Here is a 26295-nt window from a genome sequence, read left to right as displayed (position 1 = left end):
AGAAATGATGTGGACTAAATTATTTTAGGGACTTATCGTACACTTTTTTTACATAATTCAGTTAATTAGAACCTCCTTATATGATCAATAGTCACCGTTTGCTAGTTCGTGGACACAGGGTCGCAGTTGAGCAAGAGGAAATAAGCGCGTCATTGTCAAAAGTACAGCAAGCAAAACGAACGACCTTTTTACTCGTGACTGGTTTGATCGGTGTCCTTTTGATGCTGTCTTTGGTGATGGTGATAAAACATTTTACAAAAGTTAAAAATACATGTAGTTTTAAAAACTAGATGAAAAAGTTTTGATAATGAGATGGTTTTTCGAGTATAATGGAGTCGAAGAAATGAAACGGAGTGGATCAAGATGGAGATAGAATTTAGTCGAAAGTATCAAATCATCAATGAAGTATTAAATGCAGTGACACATGGGATCGCAGCGTTGTTAAGTTTGTTTTGCTTTAATTTGCTGATGGATCGCGCCCATACTACCTTAGATTATATCGCTTTTGCGATTTATGGAAGTTCGCTTTTTCTGCTTTTCTTTTCCTCTACGTTATTTCATAGCCTGATTTTTACGAAGGCAAAGAAAGTTTTCCAAGTATTCGATCATTGCTCGATCTATCTCTTGATTGCTGGTACGTATACCCCATTTTGCCTCTTAGTCGTTCAAGGAATGGCTGGGTTGATCTTGCTTAGTGTCATTTGGACCACTGCAGTAATAGGGATTATTTACAAATCCTTGACATTAACAAAAACAAACAAAGTATCGAAAGTTTCAACGATCATCTACAATGTGATGGGGTGGGCAATCATTGTTGTCTTACCTAAGCTCTATCAGAATATCGATTTGACTGGATTACTATTGTTAGTTGCTGGAGGAATCGCTTATTCTGTAGGTTCGCTCTTTTATAGTATGAAAAATAGACGATTCACCCATGTAATCTGGCATTTGTTTGTCATGTTAGGTGCAGCATTGATGTTTTTTGCGATTTACGTAAGTAATTAAGACATTGCGCATGATGAAATAAGGATGAACAAATTGTTGGAACGTAGGTTCGTTACACTCTCAAAAAAACTGAAGCACTCGAAAATGGTTTGTTTTCGAGTGCTTCTTGTTTGAAAAGGGAATCCTTTATGACTAAAACAAAAACGTGCCGAGCAATTTGGCTCAGCACGTTTTTTTACCTTATTCTTCCACTATTTTAGCTGATGCAGGCAAGCAGCGGTTGACGGCAATCGCAACAGCCATCCCAATGAAACTATCGATCACCCGGTTAAAGGCATAAAGATAGGATTCAGTTTGAGGAACCATAAATAAAATCGTCAATAGGGTAGCACAGGCACCGACCGTTCCTTCGTGATAGTCGAATTTCACTAATAATGCGATCATCAGCATGATAACGAAAGGAATCGATAGCAGCTGAACAAGGTGTGTGTAGCCAAAAAATTTAAAAATTCCGATACAGATGATCGATGCTAATGCGCCAAAGGTATTTCCAGCAATCCGGTGCCGGCCGTATTTGACAGTGGTCCCATGATCTTCTCTTAAGGTAAAGACAGCTGTGATCGTTGAAACAACGTATGTCTCACGCTGTAGAAGAAAACTTAGAAGAATACAAATGAAGACGCTGATCCCCGTTTTTAGATTTCGTAAACCAAATTTTAATCCAAATAGATTCAATAATGCCATCCTTTCATAAGAAATCATCTTAACCCTTTCAAACGAATCATATCATACCATAAGCCGTATTTGCTAGTGAAAAAAAGTCCGCAAGGTTGCTGTAAAGGCTTCTCTTTGTGAAAAACCTTCGTGGCTCTCCTGTAGAATACGTCAATCAGCTTGAGAGTGATCAAAAAAGAGTGACTACCAGCGTTGGAGCAAATCAGTTGCTTGGCTGACCAAACAAGCGTAACATAATATTGTAAACGTTATCTTATTGGAGAGCAGGGATAGGGATGGAAAAAATTTATCAAGCAAGTACGGCAGAAGGCGCAGTCGATTTTATCAACATGCGTGATTTAGAAGAGGCAGCAAAAGAAGTGATTCCCAAAGGAGGCTATGGCTACATTGCCAGCGGTGCGGGGGATACCTTCACTTATCGAGAAAATGAACGCGCATTCAATCATAAGCTGATTATTCCTCATGTCCTCAAAGACATTGAATTACCAGACACAAGGATTACTTTTTCCGGTGATACATTAAATGCACCGATCATCATGGCTCCGGTGGCCGCTCATGGCTTGGCCAATGTCAATGCGGAGAAAGCCTCGGCAAAAGGAGTTGCGCGCTTCGGTACGATTTACACAGCTAGTTCTTATGCTTCCTGTACGTTAGAAGAAATTCGGGCAGCCGGCGGAGAACAAGCACCTCAGTGGTTTCAATTCTATATGAGCAAAGATGATGGCATCAATCGGGATATTTTGGCGATGGCGAAACGCAATGGTGCCAAAGCGATTGTTTTAACGGCGGATGCTACAGTTGGTGGCAACCGAGAAACGGATCGCCGTAACGGCTTTACCTTTCCATTGGCTATGCCAATTGTGCAAGCTTATCAGTCTGGAATCGGACAAACAATGGATGCGGTATATGGCTCCTCCAAACAAAAACTGAGTCCTCAAGATGTGGCGTTCATTGCCAAGGAATCTGACTTACCTGTTTATGTCAAAGGGGTTCAATCAGAAGAAGATGTAGCACGTGCATTAGATGCTGGAGCACAAGGGATTTGGGTCTCAAATCATGGTGGCCGTCAGTTAGATGGTGGACCAGCTGCTTTTGATTCTTTACAGATCGTAGCAGATGCCGTCGCTGGCAGAGTTCCGATCGTCTTTGACAGCGGTGTGCGCCGTGGACAGCACGTCTTTAAAGCAATCGCCTCTGGCGCTGATCTAGTGGCGATTGGACGTCCAGTGATTTACGGATTAGCGTTAGGCGGTACAACAGGCGTTCAGCAAGTGTTCGATTTCTTCAAAAAGGAATTAGAGATGGTGATGCAATTAGCAGGGACTCAAACGATTGCGGATATTCGACAAGCAAAACTTCGGGACAATCATTATATGTAATAAAAAATAGTAATAAAAAGAGCCTTCCTCTGCCGCACGCAGCCAGAAATTCAAAGAACTGAAACCTTTGAAAGCCACGGCAGCGGGGCTTTTTTTATGGCTTTTTTGAATCTGGGTTGATTATAGGAAATCACCGGTATCAAGAACGAGCTGCTAAGGTTTTTTTTAGTAACAATGTATATGATTTTGAAAAGGAGAGAAAACCCTGTACACTTAAATTAACGAAATCAAAAAGGAGAGGGTAAAATGATTCCAAAAATCATTCATTATTGCTGGTTTGGGGGCAATGAATTAGGGGAAAGCGAACAGAAATATATCGAAACCTGGCGCAAATTTTGCCCAGACTATGAGATCAAACGCTGGGACGAATCAACGATCGATCTTTCAAAATTTGGTTCTTACTTACAAGAAGCCTACGAACAAGAAGAATGGGCCTTTGTTTCTGACGTTGTTCGTTTGTATGCATTAGTGACAGAAGGCGGCATTTATATGGATACCGATGTCGAAGTGGTGAAACCATTAGATAATCTATTAAACTATGAGGCATTTATGGGATTTGAGATCGAAACAAAAATTTCCACCGGTATCATCGGTGCAGTGCCCCATCATCCTTTCATGGAAGAGTGGTACCATGACTATGATGATCGTGAATTTGTGCGAGCAGAAAAAACGGAAGATGTAGTAACCAACGTCATTCGAGTCACTGAATTGCTGCAGGAATATGGTCTACAACTGAACAATCAGCGTCAAACGGTTAAAGGGGTAGAAATTTTCCCGCAAATGACTTTCTCGCCAAAAAGTTATATTACTGGTGAAGTTGAGGAAGACCCAACTACTATGGTGATCCACCAATTTTCCGGATCTTGGCTATAAACAGTTTTTTACTGATCCAATAGTTCGTCAAGCAGAATCCCAGCAACAGTTGACTGGGCGCCTGCTGACGAACTATTTTTTATTGTCTTTGGCAATGAATTATGCCACAATAGAACGAAATGAAATGGATCGGAGTGAAAGTTTATCATGGAAATTATTCAATGTACACCGGCTGACCTTGTTGAGTTGAAAGCCATCAGTATTGAGACGTATCAGGACACATTTGCGCCATATAATACGGAAGAAAATATGCAAGCTTATTTAGAAGCTGCTTATCATTCAGAAAAATTGCACAAAGAACTGAAAAATCCGCAGTCTGCTTTTTTCTTTTTGCAAGAAGAAGCTATTGCTGGTTATCTAAAGCTTAATTGGGGAACAGCTCAAACTGAGCCGATTGCACCAGAGGGACTTGAAGTTGAGCGGATCTACATCCGAAGTGACTACAAACGCCGCGGCTATGGTCAGCAATTGTTGTCTTTTGCGGAAGAGTTTGCCAAGGCAAAACAAAAGACGTCTTTGTGGTTAGGCGTATGGGAACACAATGCCAATGCATTGGCTTTTTATAACAAGATGGGCTTTCGACGAGTAGGCAGCCATTCTTTCTTCATGGGGGATGACGAACAGACCGATTATTTAATGGAAAAACAAATATGAAACGAGTCACTCTTCTTCGATTCGTTGTTGTTGAAAAATCAAAGTCGAAAATCTGTCGATGAGAGATGCCATTAGTGACTTCGAAAGAGGGAGCAAGAGGAGGATGAAAATTCCTTTTCAATTAATAGAGCTTCCAGTATAGTAGTAAATGACTAACTAAAAAATGAAAATTATGGTGACAGATGAAGGAGACAAGAATGGAACAACAAAAAACTGAAAGTGTATTATCACGATTTTTAAAAGGAGTCGTTATTGCTTTAGGATTTATTTTGCCGGGGGTCTCCGGTGGAGTTCTAGCGGCAATTTTAGGGATCTATGAACGAATGCTGCGTTTTATGGCACATTTAACGAAAAACTTCAAAGAAAATCTGCTCTTTTTCTTGCCAGTAGGGATCGGCGGAATCGTTGGGATCGGGCTTTTATCGAAACCGTTAGAATGGCTGTTGCAAAATTATCAGATTGTCGTCTTATGGGGATTTGCCGGAGCCATTATTGGCACATTGCCTGCACTTGCAAAAGAATCGACTCTTAAAAGCAAACGAACCATGGGGGATCTATTTTGGTTCTTTGGTACAATGATCATCGGTTTCTTATTTCTTTATTTCATGGGTGATATTCTAGGAACGATCCCAGCAAACTTTTTAGGATTTGTTTTGGCCGGCGGATTGATTGCATTAGGTGTGTTGGTACCTGGATTAAGCCCATCTAACTTATTGCTCGTATTAGGTTTGTATGATCCAATGTTAAAAGGCTTCAAGGGGTTCGATATTTTAGGCGTCTTCTTGCCAATCGCAATTGGTGGTCTACTCGTGATGCTGCTGTTCTCAAAATTGATGGAGTGGCTCTTGGAGCATTATCATTCGAAAGTCTATCACTTTATTTTGGGAATTGTGATTGCGTCAACAGTGTTGATCGTCTTGCCACCAGTGGCTGATTATAGCGGATTTACCTGGCTGACTGCGGTCAGCGGTGTGATACTGTTTGTTTTGGGGTACTGGTTAGGGGCTTGGATGAGTAAATTAGAAGAAAAATATAAATAACCACTGCGTGGACAAAAAAACAATCGGTCAGATGATCGATTGTTTTTTTATGGAATAGAAACCGAGGCAACCTTTGTCTGAATAGCGACGTTCACACGTACTATCCTCACTCCCCCTTGGAAGATAATCATGAAACGTCGCTGGAAAAAGGGGACAGGATCGAACGGGACAACTTACATCTGATCACTAAGCGCCCAAATTTAAAAAAGGATATATATAAAAAAGAGGTATCGGACGATCCTGCCCAATACCTTTGTCATAGTGAAATAAGCAGATCAAAGCGTGTTGATTTACCTAAAAAGAGGTAGAAATCACCCAGAAAATTGGGTACAATAAACACGTTGATGTACTGCATTGACTATGGCAAACTTGATGGTCAGTTGCTGCTGACAAATCAAGGCCCTATTCCTTAGTTGCCGCTAAGGGATGGGGTGCCTTTTTTGGTTTCTATTCGCTTTTATTTTATAGAAAGCGAGGGTATAAATCAAGGGAACGTTTCCATATTTAATGAAAAAATGCAAGTGTTTTATTAGAAAAACGTGAAAAGATAACAGAATTCTGTGAGATTTGTCAATAAAAGTCAATATTTGTTTATTGATATGAGAAAGACTGAAAAAATAAATTTTTTCCTGAGAGAGCCAAGCCATCAAAGTGTTGATTTGGCTTTTTTTTGTCGCTTTTTTAAGGGGGGACACTTACGAGCCCTTTATTGTGTTAGGCAAAAGTTTACCAACTTAACATGAACTTTTCATAACACTTACTGGATGTTAACGATCGCTTGATAGGATGGAGTAAATGAGTAATGAGGTGAAAAGATGAATTATGATAGTCTAAAAGTACTTATTGAAAAGAGACTGACCCATATCCTTGCATGGGATTGTAAACGAAACACCTCAAAAAGCAAACGGATTTTGGATCCTCAAAAAAGTATCCGGTTCCAACGTGGACTTGCTAAGAAAAAGATGCGAAATGGCCTAGCTATAATAGTAATTAGGAAATGGCTTTTGAGAATCAGCAAGACAAATGGGGGTGACAAGCTATGTCCATTAAATCGCAAATGACCGAAAAGCTGCTTTTACTGGTTTTGGATGGCTGCCGATACGATACCGCGGTTGAGCAGATGGGGATCTTGAATCATCATGTGGATTATAAGCAAGCACAACTGATCAAAGTCCATGCTGAAATGCCCAGCAGTTCTCGGCCACTGTATGAAGTGTTGGCTACTGGTGTACCAAGCTATCGGAATGGGATTCTGACCAATGCCGATGGTCAACCTTCCAAAGAACTCTCGATTTTTGATCTTGTCAAAGCTGCCGGCGGAAGCACTGCAGCTGCAGCACATTATTGGCAAAGTGAATTATTCAATCAAGCACCTTATTCAATCAAGCGAGATCGTATTCAACATGACCACAAAAAAAGTATCCAACATGGAATTTTTTATAGTGAAAACCAGTATCCTGATTCACATGTATTTGCAGATGGTCATTATTTACTGCACACGTATCAGCCGAATTTGTTACTGATACATTCCATGAATATCGATACAGCGGGACATCGTTATACGGCTGTTTCAAAAGAATACCGAAAAGCCGTCAACCAAGCAGACCAATTGATTGGTCTTTATTTGCACGATTGGTTGGCTGCAGGATATCAAGTGATTGTTACTGCGGACCACGGGATGGATGAATATGGGTTGCATGGCGGAAGCATGGCTGCTCATCGCGAAGTCCCCCTCTATATTTTTTCAGATATTTTTCCGCCAGACTGTGGGATCGAAAAAATGAATCAATTAGAGTTGGCACCACTGATTTGTAGTTTATTGAAAATCGATACTTCTGAACGCATGCAGATTGGGCGCAGCTGATTTGTAGAAACGAACAAAACCGCTAAAGTCAGGGAACATAAATTAAGGCATCATTGCTGGAAGTCTATTGGGTTTGGCTTAACAGGCATAAATAGATGGCTTATATCAGATGAATGAGCAAAAAAGCAATCGATTGTTGGTTCCCCTACAGAGAACTGTACCATGAGTGAAAATAAACGGACGTTGTAAATGAGAGAAAGTGGCTGCCGCGTCTTGGAAACTGTGAGAGTGCCTAGGTACTATAGCAGCAGTTGCGATCGTTAGAATTTATTGGGTTTTGTTTAGATCCGGTGGTTCCGTCTGTTTGTTGACTGTTTATGGGACCGTCTTTTTTTAATTAGAACCAGGCAACGAAGTGCTTCTATTCTTTGCACTTTTGGACAAACGACTTTATTTGTCTAAATCTGTGAAAAATGGCGGTTGTTATTTTTGTCACAAATAGAAGATACTGCTACCATGGATTCGTACCAATATTAGGAGGGGATCATATGAGATATACAAACGGAAATTATGAAGCTTTTGCAAGAAGCAGAAAACCGAAAGATGTCGAAAAGAAACAGGCCTATATTGTTGGTGGCGGATTAGCTGGATTAGCAGCAGCAGTCTTTTTGATTCGTGACGGACACATGGAGGGAAAGAAAATCCATGTGCTGGAGGAGCTGTCTCTTTCAGGCGGCTCACTCGACGGCAAATTTATTCCTCATGATGGCTTTGTCACTCGAGGCGGCCGTGAAATGGAAAATCATTTTGAATGTTTATGGGATTTATTCCGTTCGATTCCATCATTGGAGGTAGAAGATGCCTCCGTCTTAGATGAATTTTATTGGTTGGATCATGACGATCCAAACTCATCCAATTGCCGGATCATTCATGATCGTGGCCAACGAGCAGCAGATGACGGAGAATTCACTTTATCAGCAGCAGCCCAAAAAGAGTTGGTCCAACTATTTATGACTTCAGAAGATCAGCTTGTTGGCAAACGGATCGAGGATGTTTTTGGAGACGAGTTCTTTGAATCAAACTTTTGGCTTTATTGGTGTACGATGTTTGCTTTTGAAAAATGGCATTCTGCCATCGAAATGCGTAGATATGTTTTAAGATTCATTCACCATATCGATGGATTGCCCGATTTTACGGCTTTGAAATTTACTCGTTACAATCAATATGAATCGTTAGTTAAACCATTATTAGCTTACCTTGATGCACAAGGTGTCGATTTCCAATATGAAACCAAAGTCATGAATATTGACGTGAAGATCACTGAAGGAGAGAAAATCGCCCAAAGTATCACACTGATGAGAAATGGCAAAGCCCAAGAAATCACTTTGACAGCAGATGATCTGGTGTTTGTAACAAATGGCTCAATCACGGAGAGTTCGACTGAAGGGGATCATCATACACCTGCCCCTATTACTCATGAATTAGGCGGCAGTTGGAATCTTTGGAAGAACTTGGCTGCTCAATCTCCTGAATTTGGTCGCCCAGAAGTCTTTTATGACAATCTGCCAGCAGAAAGTTGGTTTGTATCAGCGACAGTCACATGGCAAAACTTTGATATTGAACCTTATATTTCTCGTTTGACAAAACGGAAATTACGGACAGGGAGGGTAGTGACCGGTGGGATCGTCACCATCAAAGATTCAAATTGGCTGATGAGTTTTGCGACCCATCGTCAACCTCATTTCAAAGAGCAAGGCGATCAACAAACGGTGACTTGGGTTTATGGTCTATTGTCTAATACACCAGGAAATTATATCAAAAAACCGATTGAACACTGTTCCGGACAAGAAATCGTTCAAGAACTATTGTATCACTTAGGTGTTCCAGAAGATGAAATTCTACGGATCTCTAATGAATCATGTTCAGCGATCCCTGTGTATATGCCTTTCATCACTTCTTACTTCATGTTGCGGGAACCTGGCGATCGTCCGCTTGTGATACCGAATGGTTCACGAAACCTAGCCTTCATCGGCAACTTTGCCGAAACGCAACGTGATACCGTCTTTACGACTGAATATTCTGTACGAACGGCGATGGAAGCTGTCTACCAATTATTAGCTATTGAACGAGGTGTTCCAGAAGTCTTTGCTTCCGCCTATGATCTGCGTACATTGGCCAATGCGATTTACTATTTATCGGATAAGAAGAAATTGACGGAGATGGAATTGCCATTTATCGAACGCAAATTAGTGGAAGGGTTTGTTAAGAAGACGAAAGATACCTATATTGGCGAAATCCTTGAAGAAAATCATTTAGTTTAACACACTTGAATGCTGTGACATCCGTTACTTAAAGACAGGATACCCGAAAGAACCAGAGAGGCCATTAAACGGCCTCTCTTTTCTTTGGGGTTACATATGTCTGACGGATGGCACAGTTTTTTTGGGAACGATTTCCATGCTGTAGAAAAATCCCCTGTGTGATGTACACAAGAGTAGCGAAAAATAAGGGAACCGCTATCAAACAAATCGCTTCTTTTTAATAATACAGAGTGTTATTCTGTTATATTTGTATTGAACTTTTTTACTCTGTTTGGTATATTGGTTGTTAATTAAAAGCTTTTTTGGTTTTTAGTACAGAATATATAATTGTTACGGTGAAAGGCGGGGGGTTTATGGAAGATGCGACCTATTGGGCAGAGCAATTAACGCAGAAGAAAATCAGTTTTTCGGAATTGACAGCTAGGATCGAAGAAAAAATTCAGCAAGTTGAGCCAACGTTAAATGCGCTTGTTTCTTTTGATCGACAAGCAGCAATTAAACAATATGAACAAAATCCGCAAGCAAAAGCGGCTTTATTCGGCGGGCTGCCAATACCACTTAAAATATTAGGTCAAAGTAAAGCGGGATGGCCGGCCACATCGGCGGCTGCATTGTTTGCAAATGCAAAAGCAGAGCAGACGAGTGCATTTGTCAACGGGCTGGAACAGCTGGGATTGATTCCTTTGGGACAAACCAATGCCCCGGAATTTGGTTTCAAAAATATTACCGATCCAGTATTGTACGGTCCAACACGCAATCCGTGGCAGTCCGCCTATTCGGCAGGGGGATCCAGCGGTGGAGCGGCGGCCGTCGTAGCGGCTGGACTATTTCCATTAGCTGCTGCTAGTGATGGAGGCGGTTCCATCCGTATCCCAGCTTCTTTCAACGGACTAATTGGGTTAAAACCGACGCGAGGAACTATGCCAGTGGGGCCGCAAGAATGGCGTAGTTGGCAAGGTGCTTCGATCAATTTTGCATTGACGCTTTCTATGAGAGATACGGAACGTTTGTTTTATGGATTACGAACGTCTCAACCGGCGGCTCCCTATCAGGCACCTAGAATCGAATGGAAACATCATGGACCCAGTCAGAATCGAACACTGAGAGTTGCGTACACAACCGAGTCTCCAGTCGGGAGTCCGGTTTCACAAACTGCTGTCTCAGCTGTCAAAAAAGCTGTCGCATTTTTGGAAGATCAAGGACATCAGGTTACAGAAATCCGATATCCTGTTGACGGTCAAACGATGATGGCAAGTTATTATCGCATGAATGGTGGAGAGACAGCGGCAATGTTTGCTGAAATCGAGGCAATGCTGCAACGACCAGTGGAACAGAAAGATATGGAGCTGATGACTTGGGGGCTGTACCAATATGGCAAAAAATTAGCGGCTGCCGATTATATTCAGGCATTGCAATATTGGGATCAGCTGGCAGTAACGATGGAAGCTTTGTTTGCAGATTATGAGTTATTTTTGACCCCTGCAACAGCACAAACGGCGCCATTGATTGAAGAAGATTTGCAAAGTGATACGATTCGTCGCGAACTGCAAGAAATAGAAAGACGAACAGCTGCCGCTGCCGGAGACTTGATTTATCAGATGTTCGACAAAAGTTTGGCACTGACGCCCTATACGCAATTGGCCAATTTAACGGGCCAACCTGCAATCAGCCTTCCAACAGCTGTTAGTGAGGAAGGTTTGCCATTGGGAATTCAGTTTATGGCATCAAAAGGCCGCGAAGATTTACTTTTTCAAGTGGGTGAATTGTTTGAACGATGGGAGCAATTTCATTTGCCTAAAAAATAACTGTCGATGAATGACGGTTCAAGAATGATTTTCTAGGGGGATAAAGATGAAAACAAACAAAATAAACAAGTGGAAAAATATCGTTGTATTAGGTGCCTTTGTGATGTTGTTAGGTGCTTGCGGAAGTAAGGCTAAAGAGGACAATAGTTTAAGTCGTGTTCAAGAGTCAAAAGAATTGACGGTTGCTACGTCAGGTACGTTATTTCCTTCCTCTTATTACAATGATGACAATCAATTAGTTGGCTATGACGTAGACGTTGCAAAAGAAGTAGCCAAGCGGATGGGTGTTTCGATCCAGTTCAAAGAATACAACGTAGACGGACAAGTGGCGTCCTTGACTAGAGGTGAAGCGGACTTTGCCGCAAATGATTTCGGTCTCAGCGGAGACCGTGGGGATAAGTTTCGTCTGTCTGAACCAATCAAGTATTCATTTGACAGTATGATCGTGCGAAAAAGCGATGATTCTGGCATTGCCTCTCTCGATGATTTAGCAGGCAAAAAAGCAGCGGGAGAACCCAATACAAGCTACATGAAGTTAGCCGAAGAATATGGTGCGAAACTTGTGACCTATGATAACGCCACGAATGACCAGTATCTGACCGATGTGGCAAACGGACGGACCGATGTGATTCTTAATGATTATTATCTGCAAAAAATGTCGGTGGCAGCTTTGCCAGATATTCCAGTTAAAATCTTGGAAGATGTCTACTTCAATCCGAACGAAACAGGCTTTCTTTTTGCGAAAGACAACCAAGCATTGCATGACGAAGTCAATCGTGTTTTAAAAGAGATGAAAGCAGACGGAACGTTAAAAGAAATTTCCGAAAAATACTTCCAAACAGATGTATCTGTACCATCTGACAAAGAGATCCAAAAGGTTGAGAAGTAATGTATATCCCAACTCTTGATCTTCCACTGATGTGGGAGTCGCTTCCTTTTTTACTGACAGGGTTATCCTATACGTTAGGGATTGCCATTGCTTCTTTTCTCGCAGGAAATGCATTAGGTTTATTGCTGACTTTTCTGGGGATGCTTCAAAACCCTTGGGTAAGAGGGATCGTTCGAGGCTATATCTCCTTTCTGCGAGGAGTACCTGCATTGGTGCTGTTGTTTTTGCTCTATTTCGGATTGCCGTATCAATTACCCGCATTGACAGCTGCCATTATTTGTTTTAGTTTGACTAGCAGTGCCTTTATTGGAGAAATTTATCGAGGATCGATCGCCGGAGTGGATCGCGGGCAATGGGATGCAGCGTATGCTCTGGGATTGAGTTTTTCTAAAACATTGCGGTTGATCATTCTGCCTCAGGCATTTCGCATATCGGTCCCAGCATTGAGCAATGTCGCGATGGACCTATTGAAAGGAACCTCGTTAGCGGCAATGATCACGATCCCGGACATTTTTCAAAAAGCCAAAATTGTTGGCGGCCGGACGTTTGATTATATGTCGATGTACGTGTTAGTGGCGATCATTTATTGGTTGTTGTGTATCGGGATCGAAGCGCTCCAACATCGCTTAGAAAAACGATTTGCTGCCCGCTTTGAAAGTCAAAAAGGCTGATCGTCAAAAAAGCAGCCAAAAAATTCGCTGGTTGGATTATTTATGAACCAATCTCTTTGATTGTGGTACACTTTACAAAAAAGGAGTTTGGACAATGAAATATGAATGGCGAAAACAAGAAAAAGCTTACTATTTACCAAAAGAACCACAGCTGATCGAAGTGCCTGCTTATCAGTTCATTACGTTGACTGGCGAAGGAAATCCTAACCGTCCTGAATTTTCCGAGCAGGTCAGTGCACTTTATATGATGGCCTATGGATTGCGCATGGGATTGAAAAAAGGCTCCTTCGGCAATACGCCTTTTGAGTATACGGTGTACCCGTTAGAAGGCGTATGGACTTTACCTGAAAAACCACAAGGACCGATTGCTAAAGAAGAGTTGATCTATAAAATCATGATTCGGCAACCGGAACAAGTAACTGCTGATTTAGCCGCCGAACAGTTGACACAAGTCATGAAGAAAAAAGAAAATCGTTTTTTGGAACGAATTCGTTTCGAAGAATACCGAGAAGGCTGGTCTGTGCAAGCTTGTCACATCGGTCCTTTTGACACAGAAACAGAAACGTTTGCGAAAATGCAAGGCTATTGCGAAGCCCACGGTCTATCAATTGTTCCCACGATGGGCAATTATCAGCATCGGGAGATCTATCTGTCAGATCCGCGAAAGACAGTACCAGAAAAAGCAAAAACCGTCTTACGCTGGCGGGTAACCGGAACAAACAAAGAACCCGCTTGATCCATTTAGCCGTTGGTGTACTAAATGAAAACACATAATGAAAAGAGAGAGAACCGCGCTTAAGCGATTCTCTCTCTTTTACTGCTCATCTTTTAAATAGTCTTCACTGGTGAATTCACTGTGAAAATACTTGCCTTCGTCGCCGTAATAGGTATTGTACCGTTGTTTGAATTTGCGGAATCCATACACCACTAATACTTTTAAGAGACAGTAGATCGGTATTCCGAAAATGACACCTACGATCCCCATCAAATCCCCCATAACTAATAAAACAACGAGAATCGTGATCGGATGGATCTGCAGACGATCTCCCATTACACGAGGAACGACCAAGTCACCATGAAGCAGTTGTACGGCGAACCAAGCAATCAGGAATTTGATCAGCATTCCTGTTGAATCTTGTGCCGCGATGAAAAGGGCCGGGAAGAAGACGATAAATGGACCGATATATGGAATGATACATAAAATCCCGGCAGCGATCGCCAAGATACTTGCATATTCTAAACCAATCAGCAAAAAAATCACCCAATAAATTCCGCCTAAAATAAAGGAAGAAATAATCTGTCCTTTCAGAAAGGCACCAACTTGTAGGTCAGCGATCTTTACGATCGTGTTGAAATCTTTACGAAATCGCGGTGGTACGATTGACAGGAGAGAATAATAAAACTTGTTTGGATTTCTTAGTAAGAAAAAAGCAATGATCGGTCCTGTAAACAATGCGATAAACAACGTTGAGATCGTCGAAAAGATACTGCTAAGCCCTGCAGCACCAGTTTGCCAATAGTCACCAATGAAATCCATGATATTGTTGGCAACTTTTTGAAGAGTATCCGTGATTTGATCAATTTGAGTACCAAATGGCGTATTCGCTAGGAATGAGTCAGCATTTCGCTCGAAATCAGCAATCAAATCTGGGAATTGATTGATCAAATCGGTTGTTTGTTTTTGGATGATTGGATAAAGCTGAAACCCAGCCAAAACGATCACTAAAAGAATCAGAAGATAGATCCCGCCAATGGAAACAATGCGGGGAATCTTTTTCGTTTCTAAGCGATCAACCAACGGATTGAACAAATAGTACAAGATCAGGCCGAATAAAAATGGTGGAATAAGAGTAGAAATAATGACAAAAAAAGGATCAAAAAGAAACGAGATTTGTTTAAGTAAAAAAGCAGCGATCGCACAGAGAATGATCAATCCCAGTACATAATAGCTGGTTTTTCCTCCTAAAAATTGGATTAAACGGTTTTTTTTCATAGAAGAGCCTCACTTTCTTAGCCTCATTATAACGAAAGCAGCACTTTCTGTAAAAAAAGAGCGAGTCAAACCAATTTTATTTTTTACTTTTGCGTATTTGATTCGTTTATAGATATGTAAGGGCGCCACTTACGAAGCAATCAAAACTCAATAGAGGAGGAAAAGAAGCGATGAAGACCAAAACCACCACAAGGCTGACGATTCGAATCCAAGCACCAGATGCAGAAAAAACTGTCAGCCAGACCGTCAATCAAGTCATGAATGCTCCAGAGGAGGCTAAGATGTTAGCGTTTGGTGAAGCCATGGCAGGATTTTCTAAGAATGCGTCTTTGGCTGGCGTGGTAGAAACGATCCAGAATGAGTACGTAAAATAACGAAAGGAGAGAAAGCAATGAAAAAGCTTCATGCATTATTTTTGACTAGTGAGGGCAAAAAACACACATTGCAGCCAAAAGTTTTTGATGAAGAGATAACGGCAGAAGCAGCACGGACAGCAATGGAGAATATTACAAAAATCGGTATCTTTGAATCAGATGGTGTCCGTTATTACGAGGAGCTGTCTGGCGCCAAAATCGTAGAGACGATTGAGACGCCATTGTTTTGAAATAAGTTGAAATAGAAAGTTCATCAAGAAATGCTCGACAATCAAAAAGAAGAAGTACTGGTTGCAGTACTTCTTCTTTTTATTTGGTGACGGCAGTTAATGTACAACGTCCGACAGCCGTTTTCGTGCCGTCGGATTGTCTGATCGTAGCTTGCCAAGTTTGGATCTTTCCACCGATTCGATCAGGGACAGCTTCCACAGTAACAGTTCCTTGTTTGACCGCTTTTAAATGATTGACTTGCAGATCAATCGCGGCGGCAAACTGGTCTTCAGCTACGGCTTGATTTGCCCCTAGGCTACAAGCTGTTTCAATCAAGACGGCATTGATACCACCGTGCAGAATACCAAAAGGTTGTTTATGCCGATCGGTGACCACTAAAGATAACCGAACCTGAGTAGCGGTTGTTTCTTCGATCTGGATGCCTAAATAGTCAAGTAAGTTCATGGAGTCCCTCGTTTTCTGAGAATTTGATGATTTGATTATAACAAACGTTTGACAGAAAGCAATTTCTGACGAAATTCGCTCAGAAATGTGTATAATGGAAACATGTGACATAAGGAGGAACCTGTAATGAGAGAATGGAAAACCTTAAAGGAATACGATGAAATTTTATTTGAACAGCACGGCAAAGTGGCGAAGATCACGATCAATCGTCCAGAAGTCCACAACGCCTTTACACCGAAAACGGTGTTTGAAATGATCGATGCTTTTTCAATCAGTCGCGATGAACCTGGCATTGGTGTGATCATTCTAACAGGGGCTGGCGACAAAGCTTTTTGTTCTGGCGGTGACCAAAAAGTTCGCGGACATGGCGGCTATGTTGGTGAAGATCAAGTTCCTCGTCTCAATGTGCTGGACTTGCAACGTTTGATCCGGACATTACCAAAACCGGTGATCGCTATGGTCAAAGGTTGGTCTATTGGCGGCGGAAACGTGCTGCAGCTGGTTTGTGATCTAACGATCGCGGCAGATAATGCGAAATTTGGTCAAACAGGACCGAATGTCGGCAGTTTCGATGGTGGTTACGGTTCAGGCTATCTTGCTCGAACGATTGGCCACAAGAAAGCCAAAGAAGTTTGGTTTATGACGAAACAGTATACAGCAGAAGAAGCTTTAGCAATGAACTGGATCAATACAGTCGTTCCTCTTGATCAAGTGGAAGATGTGACGATGGAATGGGCAGAAACGATGCTGCAAAAAAGCCCATTGGCTTTGCGCATGATCAAAGCCTCAATGAATGCCGATACAGATGGGCTAGCCGGAATCCAACAACTTGCTGGCGATGCGACCTTATTGTATTACACAATGGATGAAGCAAAAGAAGGCCGCGATGCGTTTAAAGAAAAACGTCAGCCTAATTTCGACCAATTCCCTAAATTCCCTTAATGAATGGTAGTTGGCTGCAACGGCAAGCACAACTTCATCCAGAACGACCAGCTTTTTATTGGCAAGATAAAAGCTGGTCGTTTGCTGCCTTGCAAAAAGAAGTCACGGCTTATGCTTGCTATTATGAACATCGGATTCCTCAAACAATCGAGCGAGTAGCGATTTTAAGCAATAACTCTCCTGAGATGTATTTCACGATTTTGGCACTTTGGGAATTAGGAAAACAAATTCAGTTCTTAAACACTCGATTGACTGAAAAAGAGCTGTACTATCAATTAAATGATGCTGCTTGTCAGTGGGTAGTCACAAATCGATCGCTTACCTTGCCGACAATCAAGCTCCTACCTTTTGGCAAATTGCAAGAACGAATTTTTTCTGCGCCGATTTCGATTTACCAAAAAACACAAGTTGCATCGATCATGTACACTTCTGGCACGACGGGTAATCCCAAAGGCGTGCCTCAAACATTTGGCAACCATTTTGCCAGTGCACAAGCTACGCAGATCAACTTGTCGGTGATTGCTGACGACTGCTGGTGTTGTGTAGTTCCGTTGTATCATATTAGCGGTTTATCAATTTTGTTGCGTTCCTTGATTTTAGGGATCAGTGTTCGATTATATGATCGATTCGATGCGCAGCAAATCGCATCAGACCTGGCTGTTGGTAAAGGAACGTTGCTCTCGTTAGTGACCAAAATGCTGACCGATCTTTTGCCTTTGACTGGAGACACTGGTTATCCTTCATTGCGCTATATTCTTTTAGGTGGTGGTCCGATTGCCCGATCAGTCTTGATGCAATGCCAAGACAAGTGCTTATCAGTTATTCAATCCTATGGGATGACTGAAACTTGTTCGCAAGTCGTTGCTTTGCCTCCAGATAAAGCCGAGGAAAAAATTGGTTCTGCTGGATTACCATTAGCACAAGTCAATTTGCGGATTCAGTCGCAGTCTTTGAAGGAATCTGTTGTCGAAAAAGAAGGAAAACTGGGGGAAATCCAGTTGCAAGGACCTGCGATCGTTACGTGCTATTTGAATGATCGCGGGGAGGAGCAGTGGACGCAGGATGGCTGGTTTGCCACCGGTGATCTTGGCTATTTGGATTCTGAAGGGTATTTATATGTGGTATCTCGTTTGAGTGAATTGATTATTTCCGGTGGCGAAAATATTTATCCAGCTGAAGTTGAACAGGCATTAGTTAGCCACCCTGCAATTGAAGAAGCGGCAGTGGTGGGTGAGCCAAGTGGAGTGTGGGGACAAGAGCCGGTTGCTTATCTTACACTCAAAGAGCCGATTACATTACCAGAATTGATCGCCTATCTAACTCCACAGCTTGCTCGGTACAAACACCCCCGCCGCTATTATCAAGTAAAAGAAATGCCGCGTACCGCTAGCGGGAAAATAGTAAAGCGTGTATTGCTGACAGAAGAAAGAGTGAACTACATTGAACAGCAAATCAAAGAATGAGTATCAACATGCATTAGCTGCTGGCAAAAAGGTGTTTAGTCATTATTACCCACTTGCACCTTGTGATTTTGTTCAGTTATATGCTGCTGCCAGTCAATTTATTGGTGAACGTTATTTTTGGCGATCATCAGATCAAGCAACCTGTTTTTTGGGTATCGGCAGTGTGAAACGCTACGCGAACCCATCATTGACTGATTTTGAGCGGCAGCGTCGAAACCTTAAAAAGCAGCATTTTCAACCAAATACGGACCAAATGTCTGCTACATTATTAGGTGCTTTTGCTTTTGATGAACAAAACCAAGGAGCAGCAGAATGGGGCACAATCGGCAATGGTCTTTTTGTGTTGCCGAAAATTCTTTTTAGAAAAATAAATGATGTGTATGGTGTGGTCTTGACCGTCGAAGCGAAGGATACGAATGACGTGGAAACGCTGTTCGCACAGTTTGCTGATTTACAACAACTCGTTGAGCAATGGGGAAAACAAACGCAACAGCCTGTAGGGGCTTGTTTGTTGCAGCAAACAGAATTAGACGTACCACAATGGGTAAAAGCGGTCGATGAGACAGTCGCAGCGATACGCTCTGCAAAAACGCCTTTGGAGAAGGTTGTTTTAGCTCGGCGAATGAAAATCACTACCAAGCAGGAGATTGATTCCTTTGCGGTGTTGGCCCGTCTTGCAGAGCAACAAACCAATACCTATCTCTTTGCTTTTGAAGACGAGGTTTCGTTTATTGGTGCCACACCGGAGCGCTTGTTAAAGGCGACTGCCAGTCATTTCGAGACAGTCAGCATTGCAGGGTCTGCGCCTCGAGGCAGCACACCAGCAGAAGATCAGCAAATAGCTGATGCATTATTAACTGATCCCAAAAATACCCATGAGCATCAAGTAGTTGTCAATCGCCTGGAGCAGGCGTTGTCTTCCTTATTGGCGGAAGGGTTCCATTCAGAGGCTCGATCGATCATCAAGAATCGCGACATTCAGCACTTATTCGTGCCTTTGTCTGGCAAGCGGAAGCCCGCTGTTTCTTTTTTAGAAGCAGTGGCTAAGCTGCATCCGACACCAGCCCTAGGTGGGGAGCCAAAAGCTGATGCGCTGGCATGGATTCGTAGCCACGAACCTGCGCGTCGGGGATTATATGGAGGACCAATCGGGTGGCTAGGGATCCAAGAAGATATCGGAGAATTTGCAGTAGCGATTCGTTCTGGTGTTTTTCATGGGACAGAAGGCATCCTTTACGCAGGATGCGGGATCGTCGCCGATTCTGTTGCAGAAGAAGAACGCCAAGAGACAGCCTTGAAATTCCAACCTATGCTAAGAGGAGTGATAGAGAATGAATCAGCAAGTCATGACTGACTACTTGTTGGCAGCGATCCATGGGTTTAAAGCCGCTGGAATAAAGCGAGCGGTGATCAGTCCCGGATCGCGGTCGACACCGTTGGCATTGCTTTTGCATCGGGATCCAGAAATCACTTGTTGGATCGATGTCGATGAACGTTCAGCAGCCTTTTTTGCGTTGGGAATGACCAAAGTCGATTTGCAGCCGACACTTTTACTATGTACATCAGGTACTGCTGCAGCCAATTACTATCCAGCAATTTGTGAGGCGGAAGCCACAAATTTGCCATTGATCGTCTTAACTGCTGATCGGCCACCGGAACTACGTGGTGTTGGTGCACCGCAAGCCATGGATCAGCAAAGTCTGTATGCTTCTCATGTAAAAAAAATGGTAGAAATGACTGTGCCGGAGAATACTCCCAACATGCTGAAGTACAGCTTTTGGCAGGCTGCCACGACAACGATCGAAGCATTAAAGCAGCCAAGTGGTCCCGTGCACCTGAATTTTCCTTTGCGGGAACCATTACTGCCTGATTTCACGCGGATTTGTTCGATCCAACAAAATATCGCTTACCTCCCTACACAGCAATCACTACCTGCAGCTGTTTTGACAGAACTGGCACCATTGTTTATGAAAAAAGGGCTCCTAGTGGTGGGCGAAAGTTTGACACCTTCTGAAGCAGAAACACTACATGCGCTTGCCAATCATCTTGGCTGGCCGCTAGTGGGGGATCCACTGACAAATTTGGCTACTTGCGGGGAAACGTCGGCTTATTTTCTCCCACAGGCTGATTTGATTTTTCCACAACTAGATGCGGACTTTATTCCCGAAGTCGTTCTTCGTTTTGGTCGCTTGCCAATGACCAAAAATGTCTTGCTTTGGTTAAGCGGTCTGCCGGAAGGCATCGACTGGCTTTTTGTGGATGAATCTGGACAGTGGCAAGATCAATTGCATCGCTCAGCCTTTTTGCTACAGCTTACGATAGAGGATTTTGTGGAGCAAGTAAGCAAGTTGCCTAGCAGACCACAACCAGAATGGTTTCAGCCATGGCAAAAGCTGCAAGCCGTCGCTGAGGAAGCATTGGCAACGACTCATTCTTTAACGGAGTGGAATGAAACTGCTGCTGTACGGATCTTGCAACAAACATTGGGACATGATGCCCAATTGCTCTTAGCAAATAGTAATGCGATCCGCTTTGTTGATCGATACGGAACGGTTACAGGTAGTGCTTACCAAGTATTTGGCAATCGCGGTGTGAATGGTATCGATGGGTTGATTTCGACCGTTGCTGGGATCGCAGCTGCCAGCCAAAAACCGACCTATTTATTGATTGGCGATCTAGCTTTCTTTCATGATATGAATGGGCTGCAATTGCTCAAACAGTATCAGCTGCCAGTCACGATCATTTTACTGAATAATAACGGTGGGGGGATTTTTTCCTTCTTATCGCAAAATACCTTGTCAGAAAGTGACTTTGTGCCGCTATTTGGCACCCCGTTGGATCTTGACTTTCAGCAAGCTGCAAAACTTTATGGCGCGAAATGGCACGCTCCAGCAACTTTGACTGATTTTGCCTCCCAAATCGAGCAATCATTAACGACGCCTTGTTTTCAGATCATTGAAGTAGCAGGCCTGCAAAAAGATCCTGTGATCGCTTGGCAAGCGTTGCAACAGGAGTTTCAGGAAAGGATCTCCAATGAAAATAAACGTTAACGGTGTGAACTATTCGTATCAATGGTATCGACCTTATCTGGCTGATCTGCCGACCCTCGTAGTTCTGCACGGATTTACTGGCACTTCAGATTCTTTTCGCCCAGTGTTTGCTCAAGAAACGTCCTTCAATGTCTTAGCAATCGATTTGTTGGGTCATGGTGGTTCCGCCAGTCATGTGCATCCGTTACGCTATGAGATGATTCAGATGGTAACGGATCTGGCAGAATTGGTGGATCGTTTAACGGTTGACCGTTATTATCTTTATGGCTATTCAATGGGTGCTCGTACGGCATTGGCATGGACGGTTGCTTTCCCAGACAAGATCGCTGGCTTGATCATGGAGAGCGGCTCTCCGGGACTGGAATCAGAATCTGCCCGCAGTCTTCGCCGACGCAATGATCAACGTTTGGCGGTACGATTGATTCAGCAACCGCTGGTTGACTTTGTTGATTATTGGCAAGAACTGCCATTGTTTGCTAGTCAAAAACGATTACCAAAGGAAATACAGCAGCAAGTACGAGCGACACGTTTGAGCCAACAGGCGTTTGGTTTGGCGATGAGTTTGTACTATAGCGGAACAGGAACACAACCTAGCTTCTGGCAAAATTTGGCAGACATTCAGTGCCCATTTCTGGTTCTCACTGGAGAATGGGATGAAAAATTTTTCCTGATCGCAAAAAAAATGCAGCAGCAACAACCAGCGTTGAATATCATCTCGGTGTCAAAAGCCGGTCATTGCGTGCATTTGGAACGTCCAGATGTAGTGGCAAATGAAGTGCATGCTTGGTTGACCGCACACTGATATTGGAAAAGGAGCGCGCGTATGAAAATCGTCAAAGCAGAACGGATTGCTTGTCGACTCCCATTGAGGCAGCCTTTTGAGACGAGTTATGGTCGCTTGACGGAAAAAGCATTTGACCTGCTTGTACTGACCGACCAAGACGGAACCGTGGGTGTTGGAGAATTGGTGGCTTTTCAGCAACCAGATTATATTGAAGAAACGTTGGCTTCAGCTCGAGAAGCCATTAGCAAGTTCTTATTCCCATTGCTGACAGGAAACATCGATCATCCGCGAGATGTTTGGACGTTATTTCAAACAGTTCAAGGAAATTTTATGGCCAAATCAGCAGTTGAAACGGCGATTTGGGATTTATATGGCCGCCAAAAACATTGCAGTCTGACCTCTTTTTATCCTACAACAAGAGACAAGCTTGCTGTAGGGGTCAGTGTGGGGATTCAAGCATCCACAGAACAGCTAGTCGCACAAGTCGCTGATTATGTCGCGCAAGGATATCAGCGAGTAAAAATCAAAATCAAGCCGGGAGTCGACTTAGAGCCATTGGCGGCCGTTCGGGAAACCTTTCCCGAGCTATTGCTGATGGCTGATGCGAACGGCGCTTATGAAGATCAGCCGGAAAAGATTCTCGCATTAGATGAATTGGGGCTGGCAATGATCGAGCAACCGTTGAAAATCCGGGATCTAGTAGGGCATCGCCGTCTGCAGAAGCAGTTAAAGACGCCGCTATGTTTAGATGAAGATATACGTACTGCAGAAGATGTCGCTGTTGTGGCCTCATTAGATAGTTGCCGAGCAATCAATCTAAAAATTCCGCGAGTGGGAGGAATCACCGAAGCGATGCGAATTGTTTCAGCCTGCCAACATTATGGATTGGATGTCTGGCTAGGTGGAATGTTCGAATCAGGGGTGGGACGAGCGTTGAATCTGCAGTTTGCCAGCCAAGCTCCCTTCCACTTCCCTGGTGATCTATCTGCTTCTGATCGTTATTTTTACGATGATATCGTCACTGAACCTGCGAAGATCAAAAATGGCTGTCTTCAGGTGCCTGTTGGTGTGGGAGCGGGCTTCACACTAGATGAAGAGAAAATAGCTGCCTATTGTGTTTCCCGCACTCGTTTGTTAGGTTGAACTTTAGAAATAGTTTTTGATCAGCAGATCAATTATCAAGCAGCAAAAAGCACCCTCTTTAAAAGCGAGAAGGTGCTTTTTGCTGCTATTTGGATAAAAGGGCGTGCAAGCGCCTGTTGCTAAGCCTGTTCTTTAAATTCTTTCTCAATTTGCAAACGGCGAACTTTCATTGTTGCTGTACGAGGGATCTTTTCAAAGTCCCAGAGAATTGGCTGATTCAAACGAGGAAGATCTTCTACTGCTTGCCACCAAGCTGTCCAATCCATTTCACGGTTTGGTGCTAAGGCAATGATCGGTTGCGGTGAATTTTCTTTGTCACGAACGATGACCACTTCAGCTAGAAAATCCAATGTATCTAAAAGCAGATCTTCTAAAGCTAAATTACTATCGATGGACTCAATCAGATCCACTTGGCGGTCTTTCAAGAATAAATGGCCTTCTTCATTCATGCTGCCATAATCGCCGCTATCCCACCAATCTCCATAAACATTCTCAGTAAAACGCTGATCTTCTTTATAATAAGTCAATGCCCGTCCTTTGGATAGGAAGTGGATATGTCCGTCTGTATTTGCAGGCAATTCATTGCCGTCAGCATCTGCGATTCGTGCTTTGGTCAAATCGCCTAAACCAATCCCCATATCGCGAGCATCATTTGATTGGATACTTTCTAGCGTATGTGCTTTTAGAATCATTGGTCCGCACTCGCTTTGGCCGTATACTTGCAAGAAGATGGCATCTTGATTAGCAGAAGTTTGTAAGAAAGCTGCCATTGTTTGATTATTGATGGCATCGAATGTGGAGTGATAATAACGTATTCCAGCAAAAGCTTCAGGATGTTCTTCTGCAACGAATCGCCATTGCACGAAGTTATTTGGGTGTGTCTCTAAGGCAATCGGTGGATTCTCTTTCAACATCCGAACGACGTGAGGACCATTCGCACTAGCAAGAGGCATCATTGGAAAGCCCATAGACATCAAAGAAGAGATCCCAATATTGAAGCGAGAATGAACCGGTGAAATATGGAACGCCACTAATTTTGTTTCTGCGATTTTTGTGAAGACAGTTCGCTGCCACTTTGTCCGCCACCCCATAGAATTGGCCGAATGACAAATCAATTTTGGTATTCCTGTTGTGCCTGAGGTGTGGGTCATATAAGAAATTTGATCGTGAGGCAATTCGGTTTGACCAACAGGTTCAGCTGGTTGCAATAATAGATTGCGGACAGCAATCTGCTTGTTCGAGCTGCTGTTTTTGACAGCTGCCACTCGGTTTTCTGTCTCTTCATCAAAAAGGATATAAGGATCTTCTAAGCGGTCAACAAAGACTTCGATCGTTGAAGCTGGAAAATGATAAGAAATCATTGCTGGGACAGCGCCTAAATAAGCAGCAGCTGTAGCTAAAAGATACGTATCAAATTTTGATGATTTATAGATAATGATTTTATCTCCGGCTTGGACACCAAGGTGGGCAAGTTGGTACGCCCGCTTTAAGATCATTTCATGACTTGAATGATATGTGCTGCGGTAACCCAATTCAGGAAAAGCTGGCAAGATTTCATCATGAATGATTGGGACGTCTGGATAAGCCGCCGCCGCATCGCGGTAATTGGTATAAAGATTCAATGGTTGATACGCTAAAATAGACAAAATAACACACTCCTTTAAATTGATGACGGTGTTTTGTTAACTTCGATGGTTAATAAAGTCACCTTTCTCAAACTATGGTTCATTTTAACATAGCGTTTTTTTTTAAGAATAGTTACTTTGGGATTTTTTTCACATAACGTCTTAAATCAACTGACTTACAAGCCGGGTAGGGCTATTTTGAGACAATCAAGTTTGATTAGCGATACTCCGATTGGTATGATTTGATTGGCACAAGGGCAACCGAGGAGAGTTAGAACAAAAGATTCTATTGCGAACATCAGCAGGACGATAGTTGTCAGTATGTCTTTTTATTGCTATCATGAAAAAAAAGCAAAGGAAGATCCCGATGGCCAAAAAGATACAAAATAAAAAACATGTTTCGCTTCCTCGATACCAGCAGATCGCTGTGGAGATCGCGGAAAGAATCGTGGAAAATCGCTACGAAGTTGGACAAAAGGTTCATGCCCGTTCGACATTAGCCAGTAACTTCAATGTGTCGCCAGAAACAGCCCGTAAAGCAATCAATGTCTTGGTCGATTTGGGGATCATGGATGTCCGTCATGGGAGCGGCGCGTATATTGCCTCAAAAGAAAAGGCGCAATCTTTTTTGGATCAGTACAAAGATGTTCAATCGATCCAAGAGATTCGTAAAGACATTTTAGAAAGCGTTGAACGGCAGCAACAAGAGCTGGATAATTTTTCGGAACTATTGAATGTTTTGGTTCGGCAAACGAAAAAAGTGCATAATATGAGCCCTTTTCTGCCATTTGAATTGTTGTTGAAAGAAGATGCCCAGCACTTAGAAAAAAGTGTCCACGAGCTGAATATTTGGCAAGTAACGGGAGCAACCATCGTGGCAATCCAAACGGAACAGGAGTTATTGCTCTCACCAGGCCCTTACGCCAAGTTTAGTGCCGGCAATACGATTTATTTTGTCGGAAATGAGTTGGCACTGCAACGTATGACGAACTTTTTTTATCCACAAGACTCCGCTAATTGAAGAGCAAAAGATTCCATTTCTAAGAAGAGATGGAATCTTTTTTTGACAAAGTGACCACATGCTGTTAGTATAGTATGGTCACTTTCGTGAAATTTTTCAGAAAAAGGAG

The 26295-nt window shown here is 42.8% G+C and carries 24 protein-coding genes; 20 read left to right on the top strand and 4 right to left on the bottom strand.

Annotation, left to right across the window (positions count from 1 at the left end):
• Positions 1-363: 363 nt before the first annotated feature.
• Positions 364-1005, top strand: a complete 642-nt coding sequence (trhA, locus tag EG2_RS03810; RefSeq protein ID WP_060813600.1) for a PAQR family membrane homeostasis protein TrhA — start codon at positions 364-366, stop codon at positions 1003-1005.
• Between the two features lie 180 nt (positions 1006-1185).
• Here the strand turns inward: trhA and EG2_RS03805 are convergent, their stop codons facing one another.
• On the bottom strand, positions 1186-1707 hold the full coding sequence (locus tag EG2_RS03805; RefSeq protein WP_003127505.1) for an FUSC family protein: 522 nt from the start codon (positions 1705-1707) through the stop codon (positions 1186-1188).
• A 248-nt stretch (positions 1708-1955) separates the two neighbouring features.
• On the opposite strand from EG2_RS03805, the gene EG2_RS03800 reads away from it, so the two are divergent.
• The 10 genes from EG2_RS03800 (at position 1956) to EG2_RS03750 (ending at position 13852) form a co-directional block, all read left to right on the top strand.
• The gene (locus tag EG2_RS03800; protein WP_060813596.1) at positions 1956-3059 is read left to right on the top strand and encodes an alpha-hydroxy-acid oxidizing protein; all 1104 of its coding nucleotides are present in this window, start codon (positions 1956-1958) and stop codon (positions 3057-3059) included.
• Between the two features lie 246 nt (positions 3060-3305).
• Complete coding sequence (locus EG2_RS03795; RefSeq protein ID WP_060813594.1) at positions 3306-3932, top strand: glycosyltransferase family 32 protein; 627 nt, start codon at positions 3306-3308, stop codon at positions 3930-3932.
• 147 nt (positions 3933-4079) lie between these two features.
• A complete protein-coding gene (locus EG2_RS03790; protein WP_060813591.1) occupies positions 4080-4586 on the top strand; it encodes a GNAT family N-acetyltransferase in 507 nt (168 codons plus the stop codon).
• A gap of 197 nt (positions 4587-4783) precedes the next feature.
• Positions 4784-5626, top strand: a complete 843-nt coding sequence (locus EG2_RS03785; protein WP_060813588.1) for a DUF368 domain-containing protein — start codon at positions 4784-4786, stop codon at positions 5624-5626.
• A 1039-nt stretch (positions 5627-6665) separates the two neighbouring features.
• Positions 6666-7490 carry an alkaline phosphatase family protein gene (locus EG2_RS03775; RefSeq protein WP_060813583.1) on the top strand — a complete coding sequence of 275 codons (825 nt, stop codon included), beginning with the start codon at positions 6666-6668 and terminating at the stop codon, positions 7488-7490.
• Positions 7491-7978: 488 nt separating this feature from the next.
• On the top strand, positions 7979-9751 hold the full coding sequence (locus tag EG2_RS03770) for an oleate hydratase (protein WP_060813581.1): 1773 nt from the start codon (positions 7979-7981) through the stop codon (positions 9749-9751).
• 353 nt (positions 9752-10104) lie between these two features.
• Positions 10105-11556: an amidase gene (locus EG2_RS03765; RefSeq protein ID WP_060813579.1), complete on the top strand. Its 1452-nt coding sequence runs from the start codon at positions 10105-10107 to the stop codon at positions 11554-11556.
• Positions 11557-11602: 46 nt separating this feature from the next.
• Positions 11603-12445, top strand: a complete 843-nt coding sequence (locus EG2_RS03760; RefSeq protein WP_060813577.1) for a transporter substrate-binding domain-containing protein — start codon at positions 11603-11605, stop codon at positions 12443-12445.
• Positions 12445-13116 (top strand): amino acid ABC transporter permease, encoded by a 672-nt coding sequence (locus tag EG2_RS03755; protein ID WP_060813574.1) that lies wholly within the window; start codon positions 12445-12447, stop codon positions 13114-13116. The genes EG2_RS03760 and EG2_RS03755 overlap by 1 nt, the downstream gene beginning before the upstream one ends.
• A 94-nt stretch (positions 13117-13210) precedes the next feature.
• On the top strand, positions 13211-13852 hold the full coding sequence (locus tag EG2_RS03750) for a GyrI-like domain-containing protein (RefSeq protein ID WP_060813572.1): 642 nt from the start codon (positions 13211-13213) through the stop codon (positions 13850-13852).
• Between the two features lie 78 nt (positions 13853-13930).
• On the opposite strand, the gene EG2_RS03745 is transcribed toward EG2_RS03750, so the two are convergent.
• Positions 13931-15109 (bottom strand): AI-2E family transporter, encoded by a 1179-nt coding sequence (locus EG2_RS03745; protein WP_060813570.1) that lies wholly within the window; start codon positions 15107-15109, stop codon positions 13931-13933.
• A gap of 170 nt (positions 15110-15279) precedes the next feature.
• On the opposite strand from EG2_RS03745, the gene EG2_RS03740 reads away from it, so the two are divergent.
• Together EG2_RS03740 and EG2_RS03735 are read left to right on the top strand one after the other, a co-directional pair.
• Positions 15280-15483: a hypothetical protein gene (locus EG2_RS03740; protein WP_003127523.1), complete on the top strand. Its 204-nt coding sequence runs from the start codon at positions 15280-15282 to the stop codon at positions 15481-15483.
• Positions 15484-15500: 17 nt separating this feature from the next.
• Complete coding sequence (locus tag EG2_RS03735; protein ID WP_060813567.1) at positions 15501-15713, top strand: DUF2922 domain-containing protein; 213 nt, start codon at positions 15501-15503, stop codon at positions 15711-15713.
• Positions 15714-15792: 79 nt separating this feature from the next.
• On the opposite strand, the gene EG2_RS03730 is transcribed toward EG2_RS03735, so the two are convergent.
• Positions 15793-16158, bottom strand: a complete 366-nt coding sequence (locus EG2_RS03730) for a PaaI family thioesterase (protein ID WP_060813566.1) — start codon at positions 16156-16158, stop codon at positions 15793-15795.
• Positions 16159-16284: 126 nt separating this feature from the next.
• Between EG2_RS03730 and menB the strand changes: the two genes are divergently transcribed.
• The 6 genes from menB to menC are packed head-to-tail and all read left to right on the top strand — an operon-like array spanning position 16285 to position 23540.
• Positions 16285-17100 carry a 1,4-dihydroxy-2-naphthoyl-CoA synthase gene (menB, locus tag EG2_RS03725; protein ID WP_003127527.1) on the top strand — a complete coding sequence of 272 codons (816 nt, stop codon included), beginning with the start codon at positions 16285-16287 and terminating at the stop codon, positions 17098-17100.
• Positions 17100-18563, top strand: coding sequence for an o-succinylbenzoate--CoA ligase (menE, locus tag EG2_RS03720; RefSeq protein WP_060813563.1), 1464 nt, complete (start codon positions 17100-17102; stop codon positions 18561-18563). The genes menB and menE overlap by 1 nt, the downstream gene beginning before the upstream one ends.
• Complete coding sequence (locus EG2_RS03715) at positions 18541-19917, top strand: isochorismate synthase (RefSeq protein WP_060813561.1); 1377 nt, start codon at positions 18541-18543, stop codon at positions 19915-19917. The genes menE and EG2_RS03715 overlap by 23 nt, the downstream gene beginning before the upstream one ends.
• Positions 19895-21613 carry a 2-succinyl-5-enolpyruvyl-6-hydroxy-3-cyclohexene-1-carboxylic-acid synthase gene (gene menD / locus EG2_RS03710; protein WP_060813558.1) on the top strand — a complete coding sequence of 573 codons (1719 nt, stop codon included), beginning with the start codon at positions 19895-19897 and terminating at the stop codon, positions 21611-21613. Before EG2_RS03715 ends, menD begins: the two co-directional genes overlap by 23 nt.
• Positions 21597-22415 carry a 2-succinyl-6-hydroxy-2,4-cyclohexadiene-1-carboxylate synthase gene (menH, locus tag EG2_RS03705; protein ID WP_060813556.1) on the top strand — a complete coding sequence of 273 codons (819 nt, stop codon included), beginning with the start codon at positions 21597-21599 and terminating at the stop codon, positions 22413-22415. Before menD ends, menH begins: the two co-directional genes overlap by 17 nt.
• A 21-nt stretch (positions 22416-22436) precedes the next feature.
• Positions 22437-23540 (top strand): o-succinylbenzoate synthase, encoded by a 1104-nt coding sequence (gene menC / locus EG2_RS03700; protein WP_060813554.1) that lies wholly within the window; start codon positions 22437-22439, stop codon positions 23538-23540.
• Between the two features lie 119 nt (positions 23541-23659).
• Here the strand turns inward: menC and EG2_RS03695 are convergent, their stop codons facing one another.
• A complete protein-coding gene (locus tag EG2_RS03695) occupies positions 23660-25186 on the bottom strand; it encodes an AMP-binding protein (RefSeq protein WP_060813551.1) in 1527 nt (508 codons plus the stop codon).
• A gap of 346 nt (positions 25187-25532) precedes the next feature.
• Between EG2_RS03695 and EG2_RS03690 the strand changes: the two genes are divergently transcribed.
• Positions 25533-26186 carry a GntR family transcriptional regulator gene (locus tag EG2_RS03690; protein WP_003127534.1) on the top strand — a complete coding sequence of 218 codons (654 nt, stop codon included), beginning with the start codon at positions 25533-25535 and terminating at the stop codon, positions 26184-26186.
• The last annotated feature ends 109 nt before the right edge of the window (positions 26187-26295 follow it).

The sequence above is a fragment of the Enterococcus gallinarum NBRC 100675 genome (assembly GCF_001544275.1).
Lineage (GTDB): Bacteria > Bacillota > Bacilli > Lactobacillales > Enterococcaceae > Enterococcus_D > Enterococcus_D gallinarum.
This window is presented reverse-complemented; position numbering and strand designations above follow the sequence as displayed.